17 protein-coding genes and 1 pseudogene are annotated in these 25,192 nt (G+C 70.9%); 6 read left to right on the top strand and 12 right to left on the bottom strand.

What is annotated here, in order from left to right; genetic code table 11:
* Window positions 1-91: 91 nt before the first annotated feature.
* On the bottom strand, window positions 92-1,453 hold the full coding sequence (locus EDD92_RS19675; protein ID WP_185124424.1) for an LCP family protein: 1,362 nt from the start codon (window positions 1,451-1,453) through the stop codon (window positions 92-94).
* A gap of 247 nt (window positions 1,454-1,700) precedes the next feature.
* Between EDD92_RS19675 and EDD92_RS19670 the strand changes: the two genes are divergently transcribed.
* Window positions 1,701-2,729, top strand: coding sequence for a glycosyltransferase family 2 protein (locus EDD92_RS19670; RefSeq protein WP_123965532.1), 1,029 nt, complete (start codon window positions 1,701-1,703; stop codon window positions 2,727-2,729).
* A 190-nt stretch (window positions 2,730-2,919) separates the two neighbouring features.
* Here EDD92_RS19670 and EDD92_RS19665 read toward each other — a convergent pair whose 3' ends face one another.
* From EDD92_RS19665 to EDD92_RS19645, 5 genes are all read right to left on the bottom strand, one after another.
* The gene (locus tag EDD92_RS19665) at window positions 2,920-4,503 is read right to left on the bottom strand and encodes an LCP family protein (protein ID WP_185124066.1); all 1,584 of its coding nucleotides are present in this window, start codon (window positions 4,501-4,503) and stop codon (window positions 2,920-2,922) included.
* A gap of 209 nt (window positions 4,504-4,712) precedes the next feature.
* Window positions 4,713-6,353, bottom strand: coding sequence for an LCP family protein (locus EDD92_RS19660; RefSeq protein WP_123965530.1), 1,641 nt, complete (start codon window positions 6,351-6,353; stop codon window positions 4,713-4,715).
* 80 nt (window positions 6,354-6,433) lie between these two features.
* On the bottom strand, window positions 6,434-8,158 hold the full coding sequence (locus EDD92_RS19655; protein ID WP_123965529.1) for an LCP family protein: 1,725 nt from the start codon (window positions 8,156-8,158) through the stop codon (window positions 6,434-6,436).
* A gap of 241 nt (window positions 8,159-8,399) precedes the next feature.
* A complete protein-coding gene (locus EDD92_RS19650) occupies window positions 8,400-9,635 on the bottom strand; it encodes an LCP family protein (protein ID WP_399185431.1) in 1,236 nt (411 codons plus the stop codon).
* A gap of 202 nt (window positions 9,636-9,837) precedes the next feature.
* Window positions 9,838-10,593 carry a TIGR03089 family protein gene (locus EDD92_RS19645; RefSeq protein WP_123965527.1) on the bottom strand — a complete coding sequence of 252 codons (756 nt, stop codon included), beginning with the start codon at window positions 10,591-10,593 and terminating at the stop codon, window positions 9,838-9,840.
* A gap of 129 nt (window positions 10,594-10,722) precedes the next feature.
* Here EDD92_RS19645 and EDD92_RS19640 point away from each other — a divergent pair, with 129 nt between their 5' ends.
* Both EDD92_RS19640 and EDD92_RS19635 read left to right on the top strand, forming a co-directional pair.
* Window positions 10,723-12,195: a peptidoglycan recognition protein gene (locus EDD92_RS19640; RefSeq protein ID WP_123965526.1), complete on the top strand. Its 1,473-nt coding sequence runs from the start codon at window positions 10,723-10,725 to the stop codon at window positions 12,193-12,195.
* Window positions 12,196-12,371: 176 nt separating this feature from the next.
* Entirely contained in the window at window positions 12,372-13,454 is a 1,083-nt protein-coding gene (locus EDD92_RS19635) for an NDP-sugar synthase (protein ID WP_123965525.1), read from the top strand.
* Between the two features lie 30 nt (window positions 13,455-13,484).
* On the opposite strand, the pseudogene EDD92_RS19630 reads toward EDD92_RS19635, so the two are convergent.
* From EDD92_RS19630 to EDD92_RS19610, 5 genes and pseudogenes are all read right to left on the bottom strand, one after another.
* Window positions 13,485-13,853 (bottom strand): annotated as a pseudogene (locus EDD92_RS19630) (SMP-30/gluconolactonase/LRE family protein); the annotation flags it as partial.
* A 14-nt stretch (window positions 13,854-13,867) separates the two neighbouring features.
* Window positions 13,868-14,878, bottom strand: coding sequence for a DNA-3-methyladenine glycosylase (locus tag EDD92_RS19625; protein ID WP_185124065.1), 1,011 nt, complete (start codon window positions 14,876-14,878; stop codon window positions 13,868-13,870).
* 210 nt (window positions 14,879-15,088) lie between these two features.
* Complete coding sequence (locus EDD92_RS19620) at window positions 15,089-16,423, bottom strand: coenzyme F420-0:L-glutamate ligase (protein WP_123970456.1); 1,335 nt, start codon at window positions 16,421-16,423, stop codon at window positions 15,089-15,091.
* An 8-nt stretch (window positions 16,424-16,431) separates the two neighbouring features.
* The gene (gene cofD, locus EDD92_RS19615) at window positions 16,432-17,415 is read right to left on the bottom strand and encodes a 2-phospho-L-lactate transferase (RefSeq protein ID WP_123965524.1); all 984 of its coding nucleotides are present in this window, start codon (window positions 17,413-17,415) and stop codon (window positions 16,432-16,434) included.
* Between the two features lie 33 nt (window positions 17,416-17,448).
* A complete protein-coding gene (locus tag EDD92_RS19610) occupies window positions 17,449-17,997 on the bottom strand; it encodes a cysteine dioxygenase family protein (RefSeq protein ID WP_123965523.1) in 549 nt (182 codons plus the stop codon).
* A 641-nt stretch (window positions 17,998-18,638) separates the two neighbouring features.
* On the opposite strand from EDD92_RS19610, the gene EDD92_RS19600 reads away from it, so the two are divergent.
* The 3 genes from EDD92_RS19600 (at window position 18,639) to EDD92_RS19590 (ending at window position 24,270) form a co-directional block, all read left to right on the top strand.
* Window positions 18,639-18,902, top strand: coding sequence for a WhiB family transcriptional regulator (locus EDD92_RS19600; protein WP_010986447.1), 264 nt, complete (start codon window positions 18,639-18,641; stop codon window positions 18,900-18,902).
* 185 nt (window positions 18,903-19,087) lie between these two features.
* Complete coding sequence (locus EDD92_RS19595; RefSeq protein ID WP_123965522.1) at window positions 19,088-22,741, top strand: glycosyltransferase family 2 protein; 3,654 nt, start codon at window positions 19,088-19,090, stop codon at window positions 22,739-22,741.
* Window positions 22,738-24,270 (top strand): DUF5719 family protein, encoded by a 1,533-nt coding sequence (locus tag EDD92_RS19590; protein WP_123965521.1) that lies wholly within the window; start codon window positions 22,738-22,740, stop codon window positions 24,268-24,270. The genes EDD92_RS19595 and EDD92_RS19590 overlap by 4 nt, the downstream gene beginning before the upstream one ends.
* 163 nt (window positions 24,271-24,433) lie before the next feature.
* Here the strand turns inward: EDD92_RS19590 and EDD92_RS19585 are convergent, their stop codons facing one another.
* The gene (locus tag EDD92_RS19585) at window positions 24,434-24,883 is read right to left on the bottom strand and encodes a metallopeptidase family protein (RefSeq protein ID WP_123970454.1); all 450 of its coding nucleotides are present in this window, start codon (window positions 24,881-24,883) and stop codon (window positions 24,434-24,436) included.
* Window positions 24,884-25,192: the final 309 nt, after the last annotated feature.

Genomic DNA, 25,192 nt, shown 5'->3' with positions numbered 1-25,192 from the left:
CCATCGGGCGGAAGCCAACAATCCGCACCTTTGCCGCACAGCGCACGACCCCCGACATTCCGTCAGGGGTCGCGGCACAGGTCCGTTCGGGTTACGAGCACATCTCCTGGTCCCCCGTCATCACCCCGGGCTCCCCCTGGTCCGCGGCCTCCGCCCGCACCCGCCGCACCTGCTTGAAGTCGGCCCCCGCGATCACCTTCAACGTCGGCCCGAGCCCCTGCACCTCCCGCAGCTCGCTCCCGGGCAGGGCGGTGGCCAGCGCCTTCGCGGACCGGTCCCACCCGGGGTCGTAGACGATGACCGTCCGCTTCACGCTGTGGTCCTCCGCGTCCGCCGGCATCCGGGTCGTGCGGAAGCCCGTCGCCGCCAGGGCGGCGTCCACGCGCTTGCCGAGCCCCTCCGTGGGCGTGCCGTTCTCGACCTGGACGTGGATCTGCTGCGGGTCCACCTCGACCGGCACCGGCTGGGGGCGGGACGGGCGAACGGCCAGCGGCTTGTCGTCGCGCAGCGACTGGAAGAGCCGGTCGGCCTTTGAGGTGTCCCATTTCAGCGTCTCGCCGATGCCGGGCACGACGTACCCCATATCCCCGATGGGCACCGTCGTGAACTCCGAGGACGAGGGGGAGAAGTTACGCATCGCCCGCCCGAGGTCGAGCAACTCGTCCGTGCCGAAACCTTTGTCCGCACGCACCGACCCCAGCACGGCCCGCGTCACGTCCCGGAACTTCATCGGGTTCAGCAGGATCCCGGAGGACGTGGCGCGCTCGATGAGCGCCGCCAGGAACCGCTGCTGGCGCTTCATCCGGCCGAGGTCGGAGGCCGCGTCGAGATGTCTGGCGCGGACGAACTGCAGGGCCTGTCCGCCGTTGAGGACGTGCGTCCCGGCGGGGAGGTCGAGTCCGGTGTACGTGTCCTTCAGGGGGAAGGCGGTGCAGACGGAGACTCCGCCGAGTACGTCCACCGTCTTCATGAAGCTGGTGAAATCGACCTCCAGATAGTGGTCGATCTTCACATGGGTCATGTCCTCGACGGTCTGGACGGTGAGGTTCGGGCCGCCTTCGGCGTACGCCGCGTTGATCTTGATGGGGTGGCCGGGGATCCGTTTCCCGCTCTTGTCGTCGGTGTGCGCGGGCGTCATGGCGTACGAGTCGCGCGGCAGGCTCACGACGGTCGCCCGCTCCCGGTCCGCCGAGATGTGCACGATCATGATCGTGTCGGTGCAGTGGCAGGGTTCGCCGCCCAGGTGGTAGCGGTGGCGCTCCTCCTCGCTGATCCGGTCGCGGCCGTCGGTGCCGACCAGGAGGACGTTCATGCCGTGACCGGCCTTGGGGCGGTTCTTCATGTCCTTGAACGGGTCGACCCGGGCGATGCCCGCATCCAGGCTGGTGACCACGGCATGCCCGATCCCGGCGGAGGCGAGGACGACCACGGACAGGGTCGTCGCCGCCCGCATCACCCAGCGCGGCTTCCTCCGCGGTACGGGAGGCCGCGGCCCGCGCGGCGGTGGGGTGCGCGCGGGCTGGGAGCGGCGCTGCGGAGGGGCGGGCGCGGCGGACCGAGGCTGCGTGGGCAAGGGGGACACCTCCGGGCGACGGCCGTACGTGGGACCGTGAGCACCGTAGGCCGATACGATCTGTGGCCCGGGCCACCGCCCCGGCGGGGCGCAAAGCTGTCCCCCGTTCGCGGTAACGTAACGGGCGATGAACGCCAACCCCGACGCGCCGCTGCCCGCCGTTTCTGTGATCATGCCTGTCCTCGATGAGGAGCGGCATCTGCGCGGAGCCGTCCAAGCGATCCTCGCGCAGGAGTACGCCGGCGAGATGGAGGTCGTCCTCGCCCTCGGTCCGTCCTCGGACCGCACGGACGAGATCGCCGCCGAGCTCGTGGCAGCAGACCCGCGCGTCCACACCGTCCCCAATCCGGCCGGCCGTACGCCCGCCGCCCTCAACGCCGCGATCAAGGCCTCCCGGCACCCGATCGTCGTCCGCGTCGACGGGCACGGCATGCTCTCGCCGAACTACATCGCGACGGCCGTACGGCTCCTGGAGGAGACCGGCGCGCAGAACGTCGGCGGCATCATGCATGCCGAGGGCGAGAACGACTGGGAGCACGCGGTCGCCGCCGCCATGACCTCGAAGATCGGCGTCGGCAACGCCGCCTTCCACACCGGTGGCGAGGCCCAGGCGGCCGAGACCGTCTACCTCGGGGTGTTCCGGCGCGAGGCGCTGGAGCAGCAGGGCGGGTACAACGAGGAGTTCATCCGCGCCCAGGACTGGGAGCTGAACTTCCGGATCCGCGAGGCCGGCGGGCTGATCTGGTTCTCGCCGGAGCTGAAGGTGTCGTACCGGCCGCGGCCGTCGGTCAAAGCCCTTGCCAAGCAGTACAAGGACTACGGCCGCTGGCGGCACGTCGTCGCCCGCTACCACGAGGGCTCCATCAACCTGCGCTACCTCGCGCCGCCGACGGCGGTCCTGGCGATCGCGGCCGGTCTCGTGGTGGGTGTGGCGCTGACGCCCTGGGGTCTGGTGATTCCCGGCGGCTACCTCGCCGCCATAGCCCTCGGGTCCGTCCCGGCGGGCAAGGGCCTGCCCCTGAAGGCGCGGCTGCAGATCCCCGTGGCTCTCGCCACCATGCACATGTCGTGGGGCTGGGGCTTCCTGACCAGCCCGAAGGCGCTGGCGAGGAAGGTCATCGCCTCCCGGCGCCCCGCGGTGCTCGCCTCCAACTGAGCACCGGGGGCCGTCGTCCCTGTTGAACCCGGGCTACCAGGTGTAGGCCGGGTTACTGCATTGTTCCGGGGGCTGTGACATCAGCGGCTCCGCCGCGGGCCCCCGGACCCCCAGCAGAAAAGCAGGCCAGTCGGGATGACCGGTGCGCGGATTGCGAGGCAATCCTGAGTCACCCGGACCAATCGGCCGACTACCACGTGTAGCCCGGGTTGACGTGCATGCACTGCTTCTTGTCCGAGCCGTTGATGACCTGGGCGGATGTCGGCGTCTTGTCGTCGTCCTCCGGGGCCGTGTACGTCGTTCCGGAGCGCCAGTCGGCGCCGACGACCAGCGTGACCCCGGAGACCTCGGTCGACTTCTTCACCGAACTCAGCGCAATCCCGAGCGACTTGGCGACCCGCTGGGCGTCTCCCTCCAGGTCCGCGCTCGGATAGCGGATCACCGTCCTCTCCTCGCTGAGGACCGTCGTGGTGTCCGCCACCGCCTCGGTGAACCCCTTGCCGACGAGCAGCTGGGCGATCGTACGCGCCCGTCCGGTGACCGCGAGCTGCGTGCCGGACCTGGTGCCGTTCTGCACCTGTACGGCGATCCGGTCGTCCGCCGCGGCCGGGTCCGAGGACGCCTTCGTGCCGGCGGACTTCTTCTTGTCCTTGCCGTCCAGCGCGATGTCCTCGCGGACGAGCCGGAACAGCTTCGCCGCGTCACCCGGCTTCGGCACGACCCGGCCGCTGTTCGTCGTGGAGTACTGCCAGGGCATCGTCGTCATGGTGATGCGCTTGGTGGGGACCTTCCTGAGCTCCTTGCTCAGGTCGTACAGCTTCGCCACGGTGCCGAGGCCGTCGTCGACGGTCAGCGCCTTGGTGGCCGTCTCGGCGAGCTTGCGGAGCTCGTTCGGGTTGCCGAGCGTGGCGTTCTCGCGCAGCTGGCGGACCATCGCGTTCATGTACTGGTGCTGGGCCTTGGCCCGGGCGATGTCCGTGTTGTCCTCGAAGCCGTACCGTGTGCGCAGCCACTGCAGGGCCTGGATGCCCTTGACGTACGTGGTGCCCTCCTTCAGCTTCAGGCCCGAGCCGTGGCCGTCGGAGGACCTGGAGTGGATGTTGGCGTCCACACAGACCGGTACGCCGCCGATGGCGTCCGCCATGGACACCACGCCCGCGAAGTCGATCATCATGAAGTGGTCGATGTGGATGTCGGTCAGCTTCTCCCAGGTCGCCACCGTGCAGCCGGGGCCGCCGCGGCCCAGGGAGTCGTTGGTGATCGTCGAGGTGAGCGCCCCGTAGACCTTGCCGTTGTCGGGATCCGTGCACTTGGGGATGTTCACGAGCGTGTCGCGCGGCATGCTGACGACCGACATGTTGGTGCGGTCCGCCGAGACGTGCAGCAGCATCTGGACGTCGGCGCGCGGCGCGGTGTTGAAGGTGTCCTTGGCGCCGCCGAGCTTCTGGTTCTCCTTGGAGTCCCGGGCGTCCGAGCCGATCAGCAGGATGTTCAGCGGCGTCTGACCGGCCGCGTTGGCCTTCGACCTGGCCGCCCTGTCCTTCTCGTCGCCGATGTTGAGGGCATCCTTTTTGAGATTGGCGTTGAGGTGCTGGTAGTAGAGATAGCCGGCCCCCGCCGTGCCGAGTATCACCACCGCCAGGACCATCGCCGCCCAGCGCAGGACACGCCGTCTGCGGCGCTTCCTGTCGCCGTCCGGGCCCTTTCTGCGTCTGCCGCCGCCGTGCCGGCCGTGCTCGGTCGTCGCGTCCCGGTCCCGCGGTGTCAGGGACATCGTGTCCTCGACCGCGGGAACCTCTCCGCGCACACTGCTTCGCGCCAACTCCCTGCCCTCCCACCCCTGGACATGCCGGACCTCCCCGCTGCCCGTCCCCCCGGATCAGGCGAATGAGAGGGCGCGCCGCCCCCCTGAAACCCCTCGGACGTGAGCGCGCCTCATCATTGTGCAGTCAGTTGGGAGTTCGCTGTGGGGATCGGTGAAGATCAGCTCCAGCGGTAGAACGCGTACACGTCCATGCACTGGCTCTTGTCCGAGCCGTTGATGGCGTCGGCGTTGCCGGGCAGCTCGCCGGCCTTGGGCTTGGACTGCTTCGGATACGCCGTGCCGGTGCGCCAGTCGGCGCCGACCACGACGGTGACCCCGGAGACGTCCGTCGACCTCTGCACCGAACTCAGCGGAATCCCCAGCGACTTGGCGATGCGCTGGGCGTCGCCCTCCAGCTCCGCGCTCGGGTAGCGCACGACGGTCCGGTCCGCGGAGAGCCCCGCCGTCGAGTCCTTGGACGCCTTGGTGAACCCCTTCTGTACGAGCTCCTGGGCGACCGTGCCCGCGCGTCCGACGACCGGGCCGAGGGTGGAGGTCCCGGTGGCGTTCTGCACCACGACGCCGATGCCGCCGTCCGGCGCCGAAGGGGCCTTCGTCGGCGCCTCCTTGGCGGTCGTCTTCTTCGCGTCCGAGGCCTTGCCCTTGTTGTCGAGGGGTACGTCGTCGCGGAGCATCTCCCAGAGCTTCGCGGCGCCCGTGCTGTCCGGCACGACGTGGTCGGAGTTCTGCGGGTCCGGCACGTTCGGCATCGTCACCGAGGTGATGCGGTCCGTGGGCACCGACTTGAGCTGCATGCCCAGGTCGTACAGCTTCTTGACGGTGCCGATCTCCTCGGAGACCTTCAGGGACTTCGTGGCCGCCTCGGCGAGGTCGGTCAGCCGCCCGGTGTCGGTGAAGACGTTCTGGTTCTTCAGCGTGCGGATCATCGAGTTGAGGTACATGTGCTGGGCCCTGGCCCGCATCAGGTCGCTGCCCCAGGCGTGCCGGGTACGCAGCCACTGCAGGGCCTGCTTGCCCTCGACCTTGTGGGTGCCGGCCGTCAGCTTCAGGCCGGAACCGCCGGGCACGCGGGCCGTCGGGTGGTCCCACACGTTCTGCCTGACACAGACGTCGACGCCGCCGATGGCGTCGGCCATCCGCACCACACCGGAGAAGTCGATCGTCATCCAGTGGTCGATGTAGACCCCGGTGAGCTTCTCCCAGGTGGCCAGCGTGCAGCCGGCGCCGCCGCGGGCCAGCGACTCATTGATGATCTTGGTGGTCTCGGGATACGTCTTGCCGGTCTTCGGGTCCCGGCACTGGGGGATGTCGACCCGGGTGTCACGCGGAATGCTCACCATGGCGGCGCTCTTGCGGTCCGCGGAGAGGTGGATCAGCATCTGCACATCGCCCAGCGGCGGGGTGCCGCGGTCGTACTTGGCGCCGCCGAGCTTCACGTTCTCGTCGGAGTTACGGCTGTCCGAGCCGATCAGCAGGATGTTCAGCGGCGTCTGCCCCGCCGCGTTCGGCGCGGTCTTCTGCGCCTTGGCGTCGCCGCTGCTGCGCTCGCCCTTCTGGATGTTGCCGTTGAGGTGCTGGTAGTACAGGTATCCGGCGCCGGCCGTGCCGAGTATCAGCACCGAGAGCGTGGTCGCGGACCATCTGAGCACCCGGCGCCCCCGCCGGGGCCCGCGACTGCCCCGTCTGCCGTGCAGGCCGCCGCCCCGCCCGCCGCCGCCCCGCCGGCCGTCCCTCTCGGGTTCACGCGTGTGCGGAACGCCCCGGAACGTCCCTTCCCCCTGCACGCTGCTCTGCGCCATCTCCCCGTCCTCCCCACCCTGCGCCCATGCATCAGGCCTGCCGTACGCCCTGTTAGACGTACGACAGGCCTGTCAGGTCACTACTTGGCGCACTCAACCTTGTCGGCCGTGGTCTTGTCCACGTCCGGCGCCTTGCTCGCCGCGGTGAAGGAATCGCCCGCGCCCGGGAAGTCCTTGCCGAGCGTCAGCGTGATGGCGGGCAGGCCCTGGTCGTTGACCACGCTCTTGCCGGGCTTCATCGCCGAGCCCGACAGGCCCAGGATGGCGGCCAGCCGGCGCGCCTGGTCGGCCTGGTCCGGGCCGTACTCGAGCGTCGTCCTGCTGAGCTGAGCGTCCGCGTTGCCGTCGTTCGAGGACTTCAGCACGCCCGCGTCGTTCTGCAGATACTCGAGCTCCGCCTGCGCGCTGCCGGGCCGGGCGCCGCCGTTCAGGATGCGCACCCGCACCTCGGAGGCGGCCGACTTGCTGCCCTTGAGGCGGGCGGCGACCGCGGCCGCCTCCTTCTTCTTTTTCTCCTTCACCGCGGTGAAGGAGACGTCGTTCTTGATCGCGTCGAAGACCGGCTGGGCCGCGCCCGGCTTGAGGACGACGGTCGCGTGCACCTTCTCGGCCGGGTTGTCGATCACCGGCACCGTGGTGAACGTCAGGTTCTTCGGGTTGAGCTTGCCCAGCTCCAGACCCAGGTCCTTCAGCTTGCCGATGCTGTCGAGGTTGGCGTCGACGGTCAGCGCCTTGGTGCCCGCCTCGGCGATCTTGATCATCTTCGTGGGGTCGGTGAGCGTGTCGTTCGACTTCAGCTTGCGCATCAGCGCGCTGAGGAACTGCTGCTGCAGCGTGATCCGGCTCAGGTCACCGCCGAAGCCCACCGCGTGCCGGGTGCGCACGAAGGCGAGCGCGGTCTCGCCCTCGATGTGCCGCGTACCCTTCTTCAGGTTCAGATGCGAGTCCGGGTCGTTGATGTCCTTGCCCAGACAGACGTCGACACCGCCCACCGCGCTGGTCAGCGTCTTGACCGCGTTGAAGTCGGCCACCATGAAGTTGTCCGGCTTGATGCCGGTCAGCTCGGTGACCGTGCGCGCGACGCAGCTGGGCGTGCGATCGTCCTGGCCGAGGCTGGTGTTGAAGCGGACGTTGCTGGTGCCCGTGATGACCTTCTGGGAGCCGTCGGCCTGGGTGGTCGGGCAGTCCGGGATGTCGGTGATCAGGTCCCGGGGGATGCTCAGCGCCGTCGCGTTCGAGCGGTCCTTGGAGAGGTGCAGCAGGATCGTGGTGTCGGCGTGACCGACGCTGTTCCTGTCGCCGTACTTCTCGTTGCCCTTGCCGGTGCGCTTGTCGGTGCCGATCAGCAGGATGTTGATCGCCTTGCCCTTGCTGAAGCCACCGGTGCTCGCGCCGTCGTCGGAGACGGACGTGATGTTGTCGTTGAGGTGCTTGATGTAGAGGTACCCGGCGCCGGCCGCGGCGACCAGCACGAACGCCATGGTGCCGCCGGTCCACAGCAGGACCTTCTTCGCCTTCGACTTCTTCGGCACCGGCCGCCGGCCGCGCCGCCCCGGCAGCGGCTCCTCGGGCGCGCCACGGCGGCGCCTTTGCGGCGGCACCCCGCGGCCCGGGGCCTGCGGAGTCGCCGTACGGCCGCGCGCCGCGCCGTTCGCCCCACGGGGGGCGGATCTGCGCGGCCGGGGAACCGCCGATTGCGGTGCGGAAGGAGTCAGTCGCAGTTCGTATTCGCCGGTGTTCGGATTGAGCACCCACTGGTCTGCGGGGTCGATGTTCTCCGCCCGCCCACGGCTTTGCGCGTCCACGGTTTCCGAATCCTCCGTTTGGGCCACGCGGCGCCTTCCCCCTCAAAGACGCTCGGGTCTCGGTCACACAGTGCGCGACCCCAGGAAGGACCTGGCGGACCGGTGCACCGGATCGCTCACACTATCCGGCCAGTTCAGCGTGGAGCGACGTCGGTGACAAATTCCACGTCCCTACAACTGGGCAATCCGCCCATTTCCTTGGGTTTTCTTGGGACGGCTGTTCGTCGCGTTGATGTTCGCCCTACCTGCAGCCGTCCTCGTCGGCGGTGTTCCCGCGGAACGTCGGTGCGGGCGAACTGGACGCCGAGGCCCCGTCGTACCGCTTTCCGCCTGACTTCCCGTCGCCGTGCACGTACGCGCCGTAGTCGTGCGACTGCTCATACGAATCCCCGCCCGAATATCCGTACGAGTTATCCACGCCACGCGTGGCCGAATTGCGACTCTTTGAGTCGGAATCCCGTGGAACTTCCGCCGCGACCGCCAACGGCGCGTCCTTGCGCAGCCGTTCGAACAACTTCTCCGCCTCCGGCTCCACGAGCTGGTCGCGATTGGCGTCGTAGACGTACGACTCCCGCGGAACCGTGAGGAATTGCACCGCTTTCGTGGGGATGTCGCGCAGTCCGCGCACGAGTTGGTACAGCCCGCGCAGACTCGCCAGCCCCGGGTCGGTGGTGAGCGACGAGGTGGCGGCGTCCAGCACGGGATAGAGCTTCACCGGATTCAGCAGTACGTCGTTGCTCTGGACCTTGTTGACAAGCGCCCCGAGGAACCGCTGCTGGCGGTCCATCCGGTCGGTGTCGCTGCCGTCGCCGAGCGTCTTGCGGGCGCGCACGTAGCCGAGGGCCTGCTCGCCGTCGAGCGTGACCCGTCCGGCGGGCAGCCTCAGCTTCGCGGCCTTGTCGTCGATCGGCTTCGCCAGGCACACCTGGACGCCGTCGACCGCGTCGACCATCTCCTTGAAGCCGTGGAAGTCGACGACGATGTGGTGGTCGACACGGATGTTCGTCAGCTTTTCCACGGTCCGGATGGTGCAGGCCGAACCACCCGTCTCGAAGGCGGAGTTGAACATCGCGAACATCGGCTCGGAGCGGTTCCCGTCGGACCGCAGACAGGCGGGGATGTCCACCATCAGGTCACGGGGCAGCGAGATCGCGGTGGCGGTGTGCCGCCCGGCGGAGAGATGCAGCAGGATCGTCGTGTCGGACCGCTCGGTTCCCGAGTCCCGCCCGTACTGCGCGTTCCCGTCGCCGGACCGTGTGTCCGACCCGATCAGCAGGATGTTCTGGGCGCCCTTGACGAGCGAGGTGGGCCGCTCCTTCTCGTACCGGGCGAGCTCCCGGGCCGCCGCATCGTCGGCCCTGATGTTCCCGTCGAGCTTCGCGTACACCACCCACCCGCCCGCGACGGCTCCCACCCCCACGGCAGCAACCGCAAGCCCCCCGTACCGCACCCACCGCCTCCGACGCCGCCGTACCAGCCCTTTCACGCGCGGCTCCACCCCTCATGGCGCAGGAACATGCAGTCCTTACGAGCATGGCGTGGAGAGGCGGGTGGAAGCGTCCGGTGCTGATCCATCCGGGTGACTGCACCGCCTTGAGGGGTGCGGGGCTGTGTCGATATGCGGCTCCGCCGCGTGGGCACGACCAGCCACGACGGACCTGCACCGGAAAAGCAACCCCTCAGCGGCGCACCACACTCACCCGCTCACTCTCGATCCGCGCGGCCAGCGCATCCTCCCCCAACTGCTCCAGATGCCGGCACAACACCACAGACCCCCCGGTGGCAAGCGGCCCGTACAACCCGGCATGCAGACCCTCCCAGGTGTCGTACGGCAACCCGGACAGGATCCGCGACCCCGGCCCGGCGAGGCCCAGCCCCGCCGCCTCCGCCCGAGCCCGCTCGACAACCTCCGCCCCACTGAACTCCCGCCCGGCCACGATCAGCCCGGCCTCGTCAGGATCCACCGGCGCGAACGGTACAAACCGATCCCCCTGACCCGGCACCTCCACGGCGTAATCGGCGAAGCCGTCCGGCACCTGTGGGAAGCGACCACCCAGCGGCCGCAAGGCGAGCGCAACCCGCTCCCCCCGGCAGGCCCTCGCGGCGGACAGCGTGTCCGGCCCGCTCACCACCACGTCGGCCGCCGCCGGATCCCCGCCGACATCGGCGACCGCGCCCACCGACGCACACGCCAGCAGCCACACCGCGGTCTGCCAGTGCGCGGGCAGCAGCAGCGCGACCCGGTCGCCGGGGGCCGCGGAGAGGTCGCCCTGGAGGAGATTGGCGGTCTTGGCCACCCAATTGGCGAAGGTGGCCACAGACAGTTCGACGCGCTCGCCCGTGGCGTCGTCGTAGAAGGTCACCAGGGGGCGTGCGGGGTCCGCGGCGAGCGCGGAACGCAGCAGGTCGGCAGGGGTGCGGTCGGTGGCGTTCACCCGCGCAAGGGTACGCGGGCGACCGCTCGCGCACCCTTGCGCGGGGCCACCGGTTCGGAGGAACGAAAACCGACGGTCCGTCAATTCCGGGATGGACAGATATGTATGACTATGTCCAACATCAGGAGCATGCGTGGATTCCTTGCCTCCTCGATCGCCTCCTCGATCGGCGTCGCCTGCGCGGCCGCCCTCGCCCTTCCGCTGACTCTGCCCGTCCCCGTGGCGACGGCGAGGGCCGCGCTCGCCGGCGCAGGATCCGCGCCGGCGCCAGCCCGGCCCGACATCCGTGGCAGCACCCAGTCGCTGCCGCTCGCCCCGCTGACGCCCCTCACCCGCGCCCTCGGCTCCACGGCCTCCACGGGCCTCGCGGAGCAGGGCCTGACCCGCCGGGACGTACGGCGCTTCTCGATGGTCGGCGTCATCTGGGACAACCCGGACACCGAACTGCACGGCCATGTCCAGGTCCGCACCCGCGCGACCGGCAACGGCGCCTGGTCCGGCTGGCGCGGCCTCGAGACGCACAACGACGACGGGGCCGACCCCGGCTCCGCCGAGCGCACCTCGGGCCGCGTCCGCGGCTCCACCGCACCGCTGTGGGTGGGCGACTCGGACGCCGTGGAGGTCCGGGTCCAGCCCGAGGGCGGACGCCGTACCGAAGGCCACACCCCGAGCACCCGCGCCGTCCCGGCAGCCTCCGCCCTCCCCTCGGGTCTGCGTCTGGAACTCGTGGACCCGGGCGATCCGGACGACGGGGGCGACGAGGTCCCGATGCGGGGTACGGCACCGCTCGTGCCGCACGGCAGCCAGGCCGGGCCCCCCGTCACCGGGCCCGGCAACTCCGAGTCGGCCGAGGCCCTGGCCTCGTCCACCGCCAACGCCGATCTCGTCCCGCTCGGCGCCACCGTGATCCCCGCGCTGAGCCGGTCCGCGACCGAGCGGGAGATGCGGACGCTGCGCGGGCACGAGTTGACGGCGGGTCAGCGCAAGAAGCCGCGCATCGGCCCCCGCCCCCGCATCGTCACCCGCCGGGGCTGGGGCGCGGACGAGGACCTGCGCGAGCGGGGGTTCGCCTACACGAAGAAGGTCAAGGCGGCGTTCGTGCACCACACGTCGTCCGGCAACACCTACCGCTGTTCGCAGGCCGCCTCAGTCATCCGTGCCATCTACCGCTACCACGTTGTGAGCATGGGCTGGCGCGACATCGGCTACAACTTCCTCGTCGACAAGTGCGGAACCATCTACGAGGGTCGCGCCGGGGGAGCGGCGAAGGCGGTCAGGGGCGCCCACACCCTCGGTTTCAACAACAACAGCATGGGCATCGCCGTCATCGGCAACTTCAGCAAGAACAAGCCGCCGGCGGCCGCCCTGAAGGCCATCGCCCGGCTCACGGCCTGGAAACTGGGCCTCTACGGTGCCAATCCGCGCGGAAAGACATATCTGAAGTCGAGCGGTGGCAATCTCTACCGAAAGGGTAAGAACGTCCGAATGAATGTGATCTCCGGCCACCGTGACGGTTACCCCACGGCATGCCCGGGCTGGCAGCTCTACCGAAAGCTCGGCACCGTCCGCTCCACCGCGGCGCGCTACCAGGGCCGCCGTTGAGCGACCGCCGGACCCCGCAAGGGAGTTGGGCACGGAGGCGCATTCACACCACGGGGGGGGCACCGGATGGAACCGCGGAACGCCGCACGGCCGTCGAAATCGCCACACGACGGTCTGCATAAACTGGCCGGCCGAAAGACAGTTCGGCCGGTCCCGGCAGGAAGCAGAGACGACAGGTGACAGAAGCGATCCTCCTGGTCGGCGGCAAGGGCACGCGGTTGCGCCCGCTCACGGTCCACACGCCGAAGCCCATGGTCCGTGCGGCGGGCGTCCCGTTCCTCACCCACCAACTGGCGAGAGCGAGAGCGGCGGGCGTCGACCACATCGTCCTGGCCACGTCCTATCTGGCCGAGGTCTTCGAGCCGTACTTCGGCGACGGCTCGTCCCTGGGCCTGCACATCGAGTACGTGACGGAGGAGGAGCCCCTCGGCACGGGCGGCGCCATCCGCAACGTCGCGTCCCGACTGCACTCGAGCCCCGACGACCCGGTCCTCATCTTCAACGGTGACATCCTCACCGGCCTGAACATCCGCGCCCTGGTCGACACCCACCAGGAGACGGGCGCCGACGTCTCCCTCCACCTCACCAAGGTCACGGACCCGCGCGCCTACGGCCTGGTCCCCACGGACGAGACCGGCCGTGTCCTCGCCTTCCTGGAGAAGCCGCAGACCCCCGAGGAGATCGTCACCGACCAGATCAACGCGGGGGCCTACGTATTCCGCCGCTCGGTCATCGACACGATCCCCGCGGGCCGCCCGGTCTCGGTCGAACGCGAGACCTTCCCCGACCTCCTCTCGGCCGGAGCCCACTTGCAGGGCATGGTCGACTCGACGTACTGGCTGGACCTCGGCACCCCGGCGGCCTTCGTCCGCGGCTCCGCCGACCTGGTCCTCGGCCGCGCGCCGTCCCCCGCGGTCCCCGGCCGCTGCGGCGACCGCCTGATCCTGCCGACGGCGAGGGTCGCCCCGGACGCCAAGCTGACGGGCGGCACGGTGGTGGGCGAGGGCGCGTTCGTGGCGGAGGGCGCGCGGGTCTTCGGCTCGACCATCCTTCCCGGCGCCGTCATCGAACCTGGCGCCGTCATCACCGACTCCCTCATCGGCACCCGCGCCCGCGTCGGCGAACGCTCCGTCCTCACCGGCACGGTCATCGGCGACGGCGCCGTCATCGGCGCCGACAACGAACTGCGCGACGGCGTACGGGTGTGGTGCGACGCGCAGATCCCCGCGGGGTCGGTGCGGTTCTCCTCGGACCAGTAGTCCCGCTCCAGGGGGCGCCCCGCCCGGGTCTCACACGCGCGGCGCCCCCGTCACCGACATCACCAGCGAGTACAGCGAGGTGGTGGCCGTGATGAACAGGCGGTTGTTCTTCGGGCCGCCGAAGGCGATGTTGGAGACCGGCTCGGGCACGCGGAGCCGGCCGATGAGGGTGCCCTCGGGGTCGTGGCAGTGCACCCCGTCGTGCAGCGCGGCGGCCCACAACCGGCCCTCGTCGTCGAAGCGGATGTTGTCGTAGTGGACGCCCTCGGAGGCCGTGGCGAAGACCTTCCCGCCGGACAGCGTGCCGTCGCCGCCGACGTCGAAGACGCGGATACGGGCGGCCCGGGGGTCGGAAACGTACAGCCGCCGCTCGTCCGGGGAGAGGATCAGGTTCACCGGGGCGCAGGCCGGCGTCAGAGCCGTCCGATGTCGGTCTTGGGCATCTTCGGCATCCGCCGCGCCGGCGTACGCCCACTCAGCAGGATGATCCGCGCGGCGCGATGCCGCTGCCCCGCATACGGCTCCAGCAACTCCAGCATCGCCGCGTCGTCCGCATCCCGGTCCCCGGCGAGCGCCCACCCCACAATGCCCGGCAGATGCAGATCCCCGACGGTCACCGCATCCGGCGCCCCATGACTGCGCTGCACGGTCTCCGCCGACGTCCACGGCCCGATCCCCGGCACGACCTCCAACCGCGCCTGCGCGGCCGCCGGCTCCATCCTCACCGCCTCCTCCAGGCGGGCGGCGACCCGCACGGCACGCAGGATGGTCGAGGCCCGCTTGTTGTCGACCCCGGCCCGGTGCCACTCCCAGGACGGGATCAGCGCCCACGTCCGCGGGGCAGGCATCACCCACAGCCGTCCGCCGGCCGCGGGTCCCGGCGCCGGCTCCCCGTACTTCCGCACCAGCAGCCGCCACGCCCGGTACGCCTCGCCGGTCGTGACCTTCTGCTCCAGAACCGACGGAATCAGCGACTCCAGCACCAGCCCGGTCCGCGTCAGCCGCAGCCCCGGCCGGCGATGCGCCGTGTGCGCCACCAACCGGTGCCGCGGCACGAACGCATCGGGCTCGTCCGCGCCTCCGAGCAGCTCCGGCAACCGCTCCAGCAACCACTCGGCCCCGGGCCCCCAGGCCTCCCCGCGCACCTCGCCTCCACAGACGGAGACCCGCAGCGTCCCGGGCCCACCGGGGGTCAGACTGGCCCGCCAAACGGACCCGTCGGGCATGGCCCGAAACGTCGGATCCCCTCCACCACGCCGAAGCGGTCCCAACACAAGACCAAGATCAAGCGGCCCGTCCGGTACGACCACCCGCACCCGCCCGGGCGCCACGGCCTGCGGCGGCACACCCCCGCGCGCAGGCACGGCAACATGCCCACCGCGCACGGTCGTACGGGTGGGCCGGGGAGCAAATCGTCCTGCCACGGCTGAGTTCCTGGGGGTGTTGGGGATGCCCTAAGAGACTAGGTGGTACTTACCGGCTGCCGGGTGCGCACAAGTTTTTCAGGGGCGCGGGGCTGTGTCCGACAGGCGGCTCCGCCGCATAGGGAGCGACAAGCCCCCACTCACCCGCAGCCGCCCACGAAACCCAGACCCCCAACAGGCCAGAGGCACTCGGCGCACCCCAGCGGAGCGTCACCGCACCTCGACGAACGCGGCAGCATCCCGCTCAGCCCGAGCCCGCGGCTCCTCCGCCGCATGCCCGACCGCCACCGCCCCCATCGGATCCCACTCCTCCGGCAGCCCCAGCACACCCCGCACGACATCCCGGCAGAACATCGTCGAAGAAACCCACGCGGAGCCCAACCGTTCTCCGGCCAGCGCAACCAGGAAGTTCTGCACCCCCGCCCCCGCGGCGACCACGAACATCTCCCGCTCCGCCCCGTCCCGCCGCGCGTCCCCATAGGCGTGGGACCCGTCCATCACCAGACACGGCACCACCAGATACGGCGCATTCCGCAGTACGTCCCCGCGCCGCACCCGCTTGGCGATGGACTCCTCGCTCTTCCCGTCCCGCCGCAGATCGGCGATCCAGGCGTCGCGCATGGCGTCCAGCAACCGGGTCCGCGCGTCCTGCGACTCCAGCAGCACGAACCGCCACGGCGTCGTGTGATGCGGCGCCGGCGCGGTCACGGCCGCGGCGACCGCCCGCCGTACGGCACCGGGGTCGACGGGCTCGTCGGTGAAGGCCCGCACGGTACGCCGCTGGGTCACGGCTGTCCGTATCGCCTCGGACGTCCCCAGCCGGAACATGTCGTCTCGCCCACCGCGCACCATGGCCCGCGCTCCCTCGCCGTCGTCCTCGGCCACCACGTGCGACAGCCCGCGCACGACGGCGACGGGCAGCCCGGCGGCCTTGCCCTTGACCAGATCGCCGGCGGCGGCCAGCTCGTCCGCCGTCGCCACGACCGTCGCGCTGAGCGGATTGCCGTACGCGTCCGTGCCCCCGCGCAGATCGTCGAGTACGTGCACGCCGGCGGCGCCGATCGCGACGTCCGTGAGCCCCGAGCGCCAGGGCCGCCCGAAGGTGTCGGTGACGACGACCCCGACGGTGACGCCGAGGGCGTCCCGCAGCCCCTCCCGGATCGCCCGGGCGGACGCGTCCGGATCCTCGGGCAGCAGCAGCACCGTGCCGGACGGAGTATTGGAGGCGTCGACCCCGGCCGCGGCCATCACCAGCCCCTGCCGGTTCTCGACGATCCGCAGGGCCCCTCGCCGTGCCACGACCCGCACGGTCTCGGCATCGATCGCGGCCTCCCGGTCGGCCGCCTCGACGACCCGCCCCTCCGCCTTGGACACGATCTTCGAGGTGACGAGCAACACGTCCCCGTCGACCAGCCCGGGCTCGGCGGCAGCGATCAACTTGGCGAGGTCGTCCCCCGGCACCACCTCAGGAATCCCGTCCACAGCCCAGACCCGGTACCCACCCGCGCTGTCCCCGCCGCCGCGCGCGGCCGTGCCCTCGGACATCCCGTCGCTCAAGGCACCCGCACCTCCTCCGCCAGTGCCAGCGCCTCACGTGCCATCCGGGCGGTCGCGTCGAGGTCGGTCATCATCAGTGGTACGGCCCGGCACCGGATCCCGGCGGCCTCCACCCGGTCCACGACGCCCGCGTCCACGGTGTCGACGAGCCAGCCGTCGAGCAGACCGGAGCCGTAGTGCTCGGCCACCGCCGCGGCCGTCGACTCCACGCCGACCGCCGCGAGCACCTTGTCGGCCATGCCCCGCACGGGCGCGTCCCCGACGATGGGGGAGAGGCCGACGACGGGCACCCCCGCATCGGCGATCGCCTCACGGATGCCGGGCACGGCGAGGATCGTGCCGACGGAGACAACCGGGTTCGAGGGCGGGAACAGCACCACGTCCGCCTCCGCGATCGCCTCCAGCACACCCGGCGCCGGCTTGGCCTGTTCCGCCCCGACGGGCACGACCGCCTCGGCCGGCACCGAGGCCCGCAGCCGCACCCAGTACTCCTGGAAGTGCACCGCCCTGCGCTCACCGTCACGTTGTCCATCAGCGGCTCCGCCGCGGGCGACGACCACATGCGTCTCGACCCGGTCGTCCGTCATGGGAATCAGCCGCACGCCCGGCTTCCACCGGTCGCACAACGCCTCCGTCACCGCGCTCAGCGGATACCCGGCGCCGATCATCTGCGTCCGCACGATGTGCGTGGCGAAGTCCCGGTCGCCGAGCCCGAACCACTCCGGCCCCACGCCGTACGCCGCGAGCTCCTCCTTGAGATGGAACGTCTCGTCGGCCCGCCCCCAGCCCTGCTCCTCGTTGATGCCGCCGCCGAGCGTGTACATCACCGTGTCGAGGTCCGGGCAGACCTTCAGTCCGAAGAGGTGGATGTCGTCCCCGGTGTTGCCGATGACGGTGATGTCCGCGTCCGGCACGGCCTTCTTCAGACCGCGCAGGAACCGGGCACCACCGATGCCGCCTGCCAGAACCACAATGCGCATGGGCCAAGTCTTACAGGCGGGTACGACAACACGTCAGGCGGTTACGACGTCCACCTCGTCGTACGTCGCCGGGGCGGCCGTGCACGTCATGGGGGTCCCCCCGGTCGAACGAAGCTGAGACTGGGGGAGCATCGGCATCTCCGTCAGCCCCGGGTAGTAGACGTGCAGGCTGACCGCCGGCTCCAGCGCGTCGTTGACGACCTCGTGCACATATCCCGGCGCGAACACCCGCTGCGCGCCCGCGCCCAACGCGCGCGTGCCCCGCTCGGTCCGCTCGGTCAGCGTGCCCTCCAGGACGGTCAGCACACCGGAGGAGGGGCCGTGGTCGTGCAGCCCGCTGCCCTGACCGGGCACCCAGGACAGCAGCCACACCTCGTAGCCCGGCCCGGTGCGCAGCCGGTGGTACCAGCGTGTCGTCGCGTCGTACTCGACGAGGTGCTCCCACTGGGAGCGGTCGGCGGCGATGGAGCGGGCCAGGCCCACGAACTCGGCGACGGTGGCCGGGTGCTCCCGCGGGGGCTGCAGCAGGTGCTGGACTTCGAGGATGTCGCCGGCGATCTGGAGGTCGTTGTCGCTGTTCATAAGGGGTGCGTGGTTCCTCAGTGAAAGAAGGTCAGAGGGGAACGGGAGCCCCGTCACGGACGACAGGGCCTACAGCCGGAGCAGGTGTGGCTCAACAGCTGGAACAGCAACAACAGCTACAGCGAGCGCGGGCAGCACCGTGGGACCCGGCGGTGCGGGTCGAGGTGGGCGCCAAGTTCGCGAGCATGCCCACAAGGACAGCGGTTCACACCTTCACTGTCAACTCGACGCCCGGTATGTGGGACATGGTTCACCTCATCCGGTTCATGTCCGAGGCGAAAGGTTTGTGCATGCGCCGCTCCGGACACATGGCGCTCAAACCTCGTTGCGGTCCTGTGATCCGACTGTGATCCGGTTTGCTTCGAGGTGCGCGTGGAACGAGATCGGATCTGCGGGCGTCCTTCCCCGTACAGGCTCTGCGCGGGGTCGAAGGCCCGTCCGGGCCTCGTCTGCATGTCAAGGTTTATGCCGATTTGAACACTTTCCGCATGGCCTTGGTTCCGCAGAGTGAATAAGGGGCTCAATAGCAGATCTCGGCTTGACTCGCCCGGAGCAGCACACTTGTAATTTCACTCGTGTCGTTCAGCCGGAATCGGTAACGGCTACATCACGGGGACGCGAAAGACAGACGAGGGGCGCACATGACCGAGCTGGTGCAGCAACTGCTGGTCGACGACGCGGACGAGGAACTCGGCTGGCAGGAGCGCGCGCTGTGCGCCCAGACCGACCCCGAGTCCTTCTTCCCCGAGAAGGGCGGCTCCACCCGTGAGGCCAAGAAGGTCTGCCTGGCCTGTGAAGTCCGCTCCGAGTGCCTCGAATACGCCCTCGCCAACGACGAGCGCTTCGGCATCTGGGGCGGGCTGTCCGAGCGTGAACGACGCCGTCTGAAGAAGGCCGCAATCTGACCGGGCGGCCGCCGCCCCGACACAACCGAAACAGATTCGAACGGCCCGTCGCAGGTGGGGTTATCCACAGGCGGCGGGCCGCCGTGATGCCCAGCCGATAGTGTGGTCGCTCGTCCGAGACGCCTCGCTGCCCCCAGAGGGCACAGACGTCCACCGCAGTCCATCGAACCGGGGCCCGTACCTCGATGTCCGCGCACAGCCACACGGCAGCCCACCAAGACCTCGCTGCCACACCAGAGTTTCCGCGTCACGTGGTGACGGCGGTCGTCGTCTCCCACGACGGCGCCCGCTGGCTGCCCGACGCGCTCGCCGGGCTGCTCGGTCAGGAGCGCCCCGTTCAGTACGCCGTGGCAGCCGACACCGGCAGCGCGGACGACTCCGCCCAGCTGGTCACCGATGTCCTCGGCGCCGACCGCGTGCTGCACCTCGCCCGGCGCACCGGCTTCGGCCAGGCCGTCGAGGAGGCGGAACGCAGCGCGCCCGTCCTGACCCCGGACGAGCTGCCCTATCTGAAGCGGCCCAGCGGCTGGGACCCGGTCACCCGCACCTGGCGCGACGACGCGTACGACATGCCGGAGCTCCCGCACGGCGAGCCGGTCCAGTGGCTGTGGCTGCTGCACGACGACTGCGCCCCCGAACCCGACGCCCTGGCCCAGCTGCTGCGCGTCGTGGAGAACGAACTGGAGCTCGGCCGCGACGACGTGGCCGTCGTGGGCCCCAAGCTCCGCGGCTGGTACGACAGCCGCCAGCTCCTGGAGGTCGGCGTCACCATCGCCAACTCCGGCCGCCGCTGGACCGGCCTGGACCGCCGCGAACAGGACCAGGGACAGCACGACCACGTCCGGACCGTGCTGTCCGTGTCCACCGCCGGCATGCTGATCAGGCGCGACGTCTTCGAGCAGCTCGGCGGCTTCGACAACCGACTGCCGCTGATGCGTGACGACGTCGACCTGTGCTGGCGCGCCACCGCCGCCGGCCACCGCGTCCTCGTCGCCCCCGAGGCGGTCGTACGACACGCCGAGGCCGCCTCCCGCGAGCGCCGCACCGTCGACTGCTCGGGCCGCACCGTCGCCTCCCCGCACAAGGTGGACAAGGCCGGCGCCGTCTACACCCTGCTGGTCAACACGCGTACGGCCGCGCTGCCCTGGGTGCTGGTGCGCCTCGTGCTCGGCACGCTCCTGCGGACCGTCGCCTACCTCGTCGGCAAGGTTCCCGGGCAGGCCGTCGACGAGATCCGCGGCCTGCTGGGCACGCTGCTGCGCCCCGAGCGGATCATCGCCGGACGGCGCCGGCGCGGCAGCCCGCAGATCGACAAGGGGGAACTGCGCGCCCTGTTCCCGCCGCCCGGCGCGACCATACGAGCCACCGTCGAACAGGCCGCGGGCGACCTCGTCGGCCGCTCCGACCCCGAAGCGACCTCCGGCGCCGGCCGGCACGGCGGCGCGGTCGAGTCCGGGCCAGGCGGCGACGACGCGGACTTCCTGGAGATCGAGCAGTTCGCCCGCCTCAAGCGCATCGGCCGCAAGCCCGGCCCGATGCTCTTCCTGGTGCTGCTGTTCGTCTCGCTGGTCGCCTGCCGTGCACTGCTCGGCGGCGGCGCGCTCGCGGGCGGCGCCCTGCTGCCCGCTCCGGCCGACTCCAGTGAGCTGTGGTCGCGCTACCTCGACTCCTGGCACGCCGTGGGCGCGGGCGGCACCCCGTCCGCGCCGCCGTACCTCGCGATCGTGGCGATGCTCGCCTCCGTGCTGTTCGGCTCGACCGGGCTCGCGGTCACGGTCCTGCTCGTGTGCTCGGTGCCGCTGGCCGGCGTCACCGCGTACTTCGCCTCCCGACCGCTCGTCGAGTCGCGTCTGCTGCGCGCGTGGGCCGCCGTCGTCTACGCCTTCCTGCCGGCCGCCACGGGCGCGCTCGCAGGCGGCCGCATCGGCACCGCCGTACTGGCCGTGCTGTTGCCGCTCATCGCGCGCGCGGGCATCGCCGCCAGCGGCCTCGCAAACGAGTCGGGCACGCCCGGCAGCTGGCGCGCCACCTGGGCGTACACGCTGCTGCTGACGATCACCACGGCGTTCACGCCGATCGTCTGGCCCGTCGCGCTGGTTCTCGGCCTCGCGCTGCTGGCCGTGCGGCGCGCCGCCATCACCGCCCACGGCCTGCGCTTCCTGGCCCAGCTCGGCACGCCCCTGCTGGTCCTCGCACCCTGGTCGCTGTCGCTGTTCCCGTTCGGCTTCTTCAAGGAGGCCGGGCTCGACTACGGCCCCTCGGCCGCCTCCGCCCTCGACCTGCTCGGCGTGAGCCCCGGCGGCCCGGGCACGGTCAGCGGGCTGATGCTCATCGGCGTCGTCCTGGCCGCGCTGGCCGCCCTGCTGCGCTCGGAGCGCCAGTTCGGAATCTGGACGGCCTGGGCGGTCGCCCTGGTGGGCCTCGTCTTCGCGGTCCTGTCCAACAGCTCGACCTGGGCAGGCCCGGCCACCCTCGTCTACGGCCTCGCCCTTCTGACCGCCGCCGTCCTCGGCGCCGACGGTGCACGCGCGCGTGTGGCCGAGCAGAGTTTCGGCTGGCGCCAGCCGGTGGCCGCACTCATAGCCTTCGCCGCGCTCGCGGGCCCGCTGGTCATCGCCTTCGGCTGGATGATCCGCGGCGCCGACGGACCGGTCGAGAGGCAGGACCCCGTGCAGGTCCCCGCGTTCGTCGCCGAGGAGAGCGGCACCCGCGACCAGGCACGCACGCTGGTGCTCGACAGCGACTCCACGGCCCGTGTCGGCTACACCCTGGTCCGCGGCTCCGGCGCCCGGCTCGGCGACTCCGAGAGCGCCGCGGCCGACGGCGAGAACGCCAGACTCGACAAGGTCGTCGCCAACCTCGTCGCCGGCTCCGGCGCCGACCAGACCGACCAGCTCGGCAAGTTCGCCGTCCGCTACGTCCTCATCCACAAGGGCGCGCCCCGCGAGGTCACCCGCGTCCTGGACGCCACCCCCGGCCTCTCCCGATTGAGCCAGCAGGGCGGCGGCGCCCTGTGGCGGGTCGACCAGGAGGTCGCGCGCGCCACCATCGTCCCCGCCTCCGGCTCGGGGGCGGCGCAGCCCGTCGCCGCCGGACCCGTCGAGATCCACACCACGGTCCCCTCCGGCTCCGGCGGCCGCGTCCTGCGCCTCGCCGACACCGCCGCCGAGGGCTGGACGGCCACCCTGGACGGCAGGCCGCTCACCCGCACGACGCTCGACGGCTGGGCCCAGGGCTTCCAGCTCCCCGCCTCAGGCGGAAAGTTGGACGTCACCTTCGACGACCCGATCACACACACCGCCTGGCTGTGGACGCAGGGCTTCCTGGCCGTCGTCCTCGTCGTCCTGGCCCTGCCCGGCCGGCGCCGCGACGTCGACGACGACCTCCCCGAGGAGCCGGCCGTACCCGCCGAGGCCGTCGCAGGCGAGGGCCGCCGCGCCCGCCGCCTGCGCGCCCAGGCGGAGGCCGAGGCCGAAGAGGCGGGCCGGAGCGAGGAGTTCCCGTCTCCTCCTGCGGAGGAGACACCGGTGGCGGTCCCCCAGCAGCACGCGTACGGCGAGTGGGATGCGGCGGGCCACCAGGGCGCCGACTACGGCAGTTACGGCAACGAGCAGTACCAGGGCACCCAGCAGTACCCGGCGGGCACGTACGACCAGACGTACCAGGCGGACCCCTACCAGGGCGGCCAGTACGACCCGTACGCGTACGGCGGCTCCTCCCAGGGGTCGTACGACCACACCGCGTACGACCCGTCGTACCAGCAGGGTTACGACCCGACGTACGACCCTGCGCAGCCGCCCCCGCACGCCCCTGAGCGCCCCGACGGGAGTCAGCAGTGAACCGCACCACCATCTCCCTGATCGCCGGCACGGCCGCGCTCGCCGCCATCACGGGCTTCGCCTCGCTCACCGCGCCTGGCGCCTCCGGCGCGGGCACCGCCAAGGCGGCCGCCGAACTGCCCGTGGAACGCACCACCTTGCTGTGCCCGCAGCCCAGCACCTCCGACCTCGCCGACACGTCGTACACGTCCTTCACGCCCGTCACGAAGGGCACGGGAGGCGACGGCACGGCCCAACTCCGGTCCGCCACCGAGCAGTCGGCAGACGGAACGGGCGACAGCGGCAAGACGGACGGCAAGAAGAGCGGCAAGAAGAAGGCCGGCAAGCCGAAGACCGACAAGCCGGTCCTCACGCCCAAGGAGCCCGGCAAGCCCGTCACGGGCGACACCTCCGGTTCCGGCACGCCCGCGCTCGTCGGCACCGCCGAGGGCAGGTTCGCGCCCGGCTGGGCGGTGCAGGAGACCACCGAGGTCGCCGCGGGCACCGGACGCGGCCTCCAGGGCGTCAACTGCACCGCGCCGGACACCGAGTTCTGGTTCCCGGGCGCCAGCACGGACGCCGCCCGCACCGACTACGTCCACCTCACCAACCCGGACGACTCCGCCGCCGTCGTCGACATCGAGCTCTACGGCAAGGACGGCGCGCTCAAGTCGACCGTGGGGGAGGGCATCACCGTCGCGCCGCACTCCAGCGACCCGGTCCTGCTGTCCACGCTCACCGACGAGAAGCAGACCAACCTCACGGTGCACGTGAACGTCCGCAGCGGACGCGTGGGCGCCGCCGTGCAGGCTCTCGACGACAAGGTCGGCGGCGACTGGCTGGCCGCGTCCACGGACCCGGCGGGCAGCCTCGTCCTGCCCGGCATCCCCAAGGACGCCACGTCCGTGCGCCTGATCGCCTTCACGCCCGGCGACGCGGACGCCGACCTCAAGGTGCGGCTCGCCTCCCCGTCCGGGCAGATCACCCCCGCCGGGAACGAGACGCTGCACGTGAAGGCCGGCATGACGACCGCCGTCGACCTCGGCGCCGTCACCCGTGGCGAGGCGGGCTCCCTGGTCCTCACCCCCACCGACAAGTCCGTGCCGGTGGTCGCCGCGCTGCGCGTCGTACGGGGCAAGGGCGACAAGCAGGAGACGGCGTTCATCCCGGCCACCAGCCCGGTGGGCACGCGCGCGACGTCCGCCGACAACAGCGGAAAGGGCACCACGCTGTCCCTTGCGGCACCCACCCGCACCGCTCAGGTGAAGGTCACGGCGTCCGCGGGCAGCGACGGCGGCACCGCGGTCTCGAAGACGTACACGATCAAGGCCGGCACCACCCAGGACATCGCCGCACCCGTCCCGAGCGGCCTGCGGGGCACCTACGCCCTGACGGTCGAGCCCCTGTCCGGCGGCCCGGTGTACGCGGCACGCACACTGGCGGCGACGGAGGAGGGAGTCCCGGGCTTCACGGTCCAGACACTGCCGGACGACCGGGGGACGGTGGCGGTACCGGAGGCGGACCAGGACTTGTCGGTACTGCAGAGGTAGCGGCACTTTGAGGCGCCGGCCTGCGCTTGATCTTCCAGCCCGGCCGGGGCTTGATCTTTCAGCCCGTCCGGCGTTTGAGGACGAGGCCGTTCAGGCCGAACGCGGGGGTCTGGGGGCGGCAGCCCCCAGAGGGCAACACCAGCGCCTGCTGGGTGACCCCGGCTCAGTCCTCGCCGTACCGCGGATCCACTGTCTCCGGAGTAAGCCCCAGCAACTCGGCGACCTGCTCGACAACGATCTCGTGCACCAGAGCCGCCCGCTCGTCGCGCCCCTTCGTACGGATCTCCACAGGCCGCCGGTACACGACCACCCGTGCCGGCTGCCCCTCCCGGGAGGGAATCGTGCCGCCCAGCGGCACCGCCTCGTCGCTCCAGGCCTCGGCCGGGCCGTCCAGACGCGGCACCTCGAGGACGAGGAAATCGATCTCGGCGAGCTGCGGCCACCGCCGTTCCAGCCGCTCCACGGAGTCCTGCACCAGATCCGCGAACGCCTCTGCACGGCTCGCGGCGAGCGGTACCTGGGGCGGCGCGATCGGGCCGCGCATGCCCCTGCCGTGGCGATCACGACGGCGGGGCCCGGGGCGGGCGGCACGGGGCGGTACGGGGTTGTCCATCACTGGTGAAGCGTAGTCCCCGCCGGGACCGCACGCCGTGCCCCACGCGGCCGGCCCAAGTGCCTCGGAGCCCCCTGGACGGCTTGTCGCAGGATGACCATTCCAGCCAAGGTTGGGCTCGTTTCCGTATCTCTCCGAGACCGACGATCTTGGGGCAATTGACGGTGTTTGTACGGTGTGTTGATCGGGCGAAGAGGTGCGCGAGGCCGTGTGAATGCGCGTCCGTGCAGGTCATCGTGGTGTTCCGCGGGAGGTGTGTGGGGTGTTTCACAGTACGACACGGTGGGGTGACCTGGGGGAGAGTCGTCG

The sequence above is a fragment of the Streptomyces sp. TLI_185 genome (assembly GCF_003814765.1).
Classification (GTDB): Bacteria; Actinomycetota; Actinomycetes; order Streptomycetales; family Streptomycetaceae; genus Streptomyces.
The sequence above is the reverse complement of the archived record's forward strand: the minus strand, read 5'-3'. Positions and strand labels throughout refer to the sequence as shown.

Excerpts from the sequence above, each read along its gene's own strand:
- EDD92_RS19675 (WP_185124424.1), bottom strand. The coding sequence starts at position 1,453 with ATGCGGGCGGCGACGACCCTGTCCGTGGTCGTCCTCGCCTCCGCCGGG.
- EDD92_RS19670 (WP_123965532.1), top strand. The coding sequence starts at position 1,701 with ATGAACGCCAACCCCGACGCGCCGCTGCCCGCCGTTTCTGTGATCATG.
- EDD92_RS19665 (WP_185124066.1), bottom strand. The coding sequence starts at position 4,503 with ATGTCCCTGACACCGCGGGACCGGGACGCGACGACCGAGCACGGCCGG.
- EDD92_RS19660 (WP_123965530.1), bottom strand. The coding sequence starts at position 6,353 with ATGGCGCAGAGCAGCGTGCAGGGGGAAGGGACGTTCCGGGGCGTTCCG.
- EDD92_RS19640 (WP_123965526.1), top strand. The coding sequence starts at position 10,723 with ATGCGTGGATTCCTTGCCTCCTCGATCGCCTCCTCGATCGGCGTCGCC.
- EDD92_RS19620 (WP_123970456.1), bottom strand. The coding sequence starts at position 16,423 with ATGTCCGAGGGCACGGCCGCGCGCGGCGGCGGGGACAGCGCGGGTGGG.
- cofD (WP_123965524.1), bottom strand. The coding sequence starts at position 17,415 with ATGCGCATTGTGGTTCTGGCAGGCGGCATCGGTGGTGCCCGGTTCCTG.
- EDD92_RS19610 (WP_123965523.1), bottom strand. The coding sequence starts at position 17,997 with ATGAACAGCGACAACGACCTCCAGATCGCCGGCGACATCCTCGAAGTC.
- EDD92_RS19600 (WP_010986447.1), top strand. The coding sequence starts at position 18,639 with ATGACCGAGCTGGTGCAGCAACTGCTGGTCGACGACGCGGACGAGGAA.
- EDD92_RS19595 (WP_123965522.1), top strand. The coding sequence starts at position 19,088 with ATGTCCGCGCACAGCCACACGGCAGCCCACCAAGACCTCGCTGCCACA.
- EDD92_RS19585 (WP_123970454.1), bottom strand. The coding sequence starts at position 24,883 with ATGGACAACCCCGTACCGCCCCGTGCCGCCCGCCCCGGGCCCCGCCGT.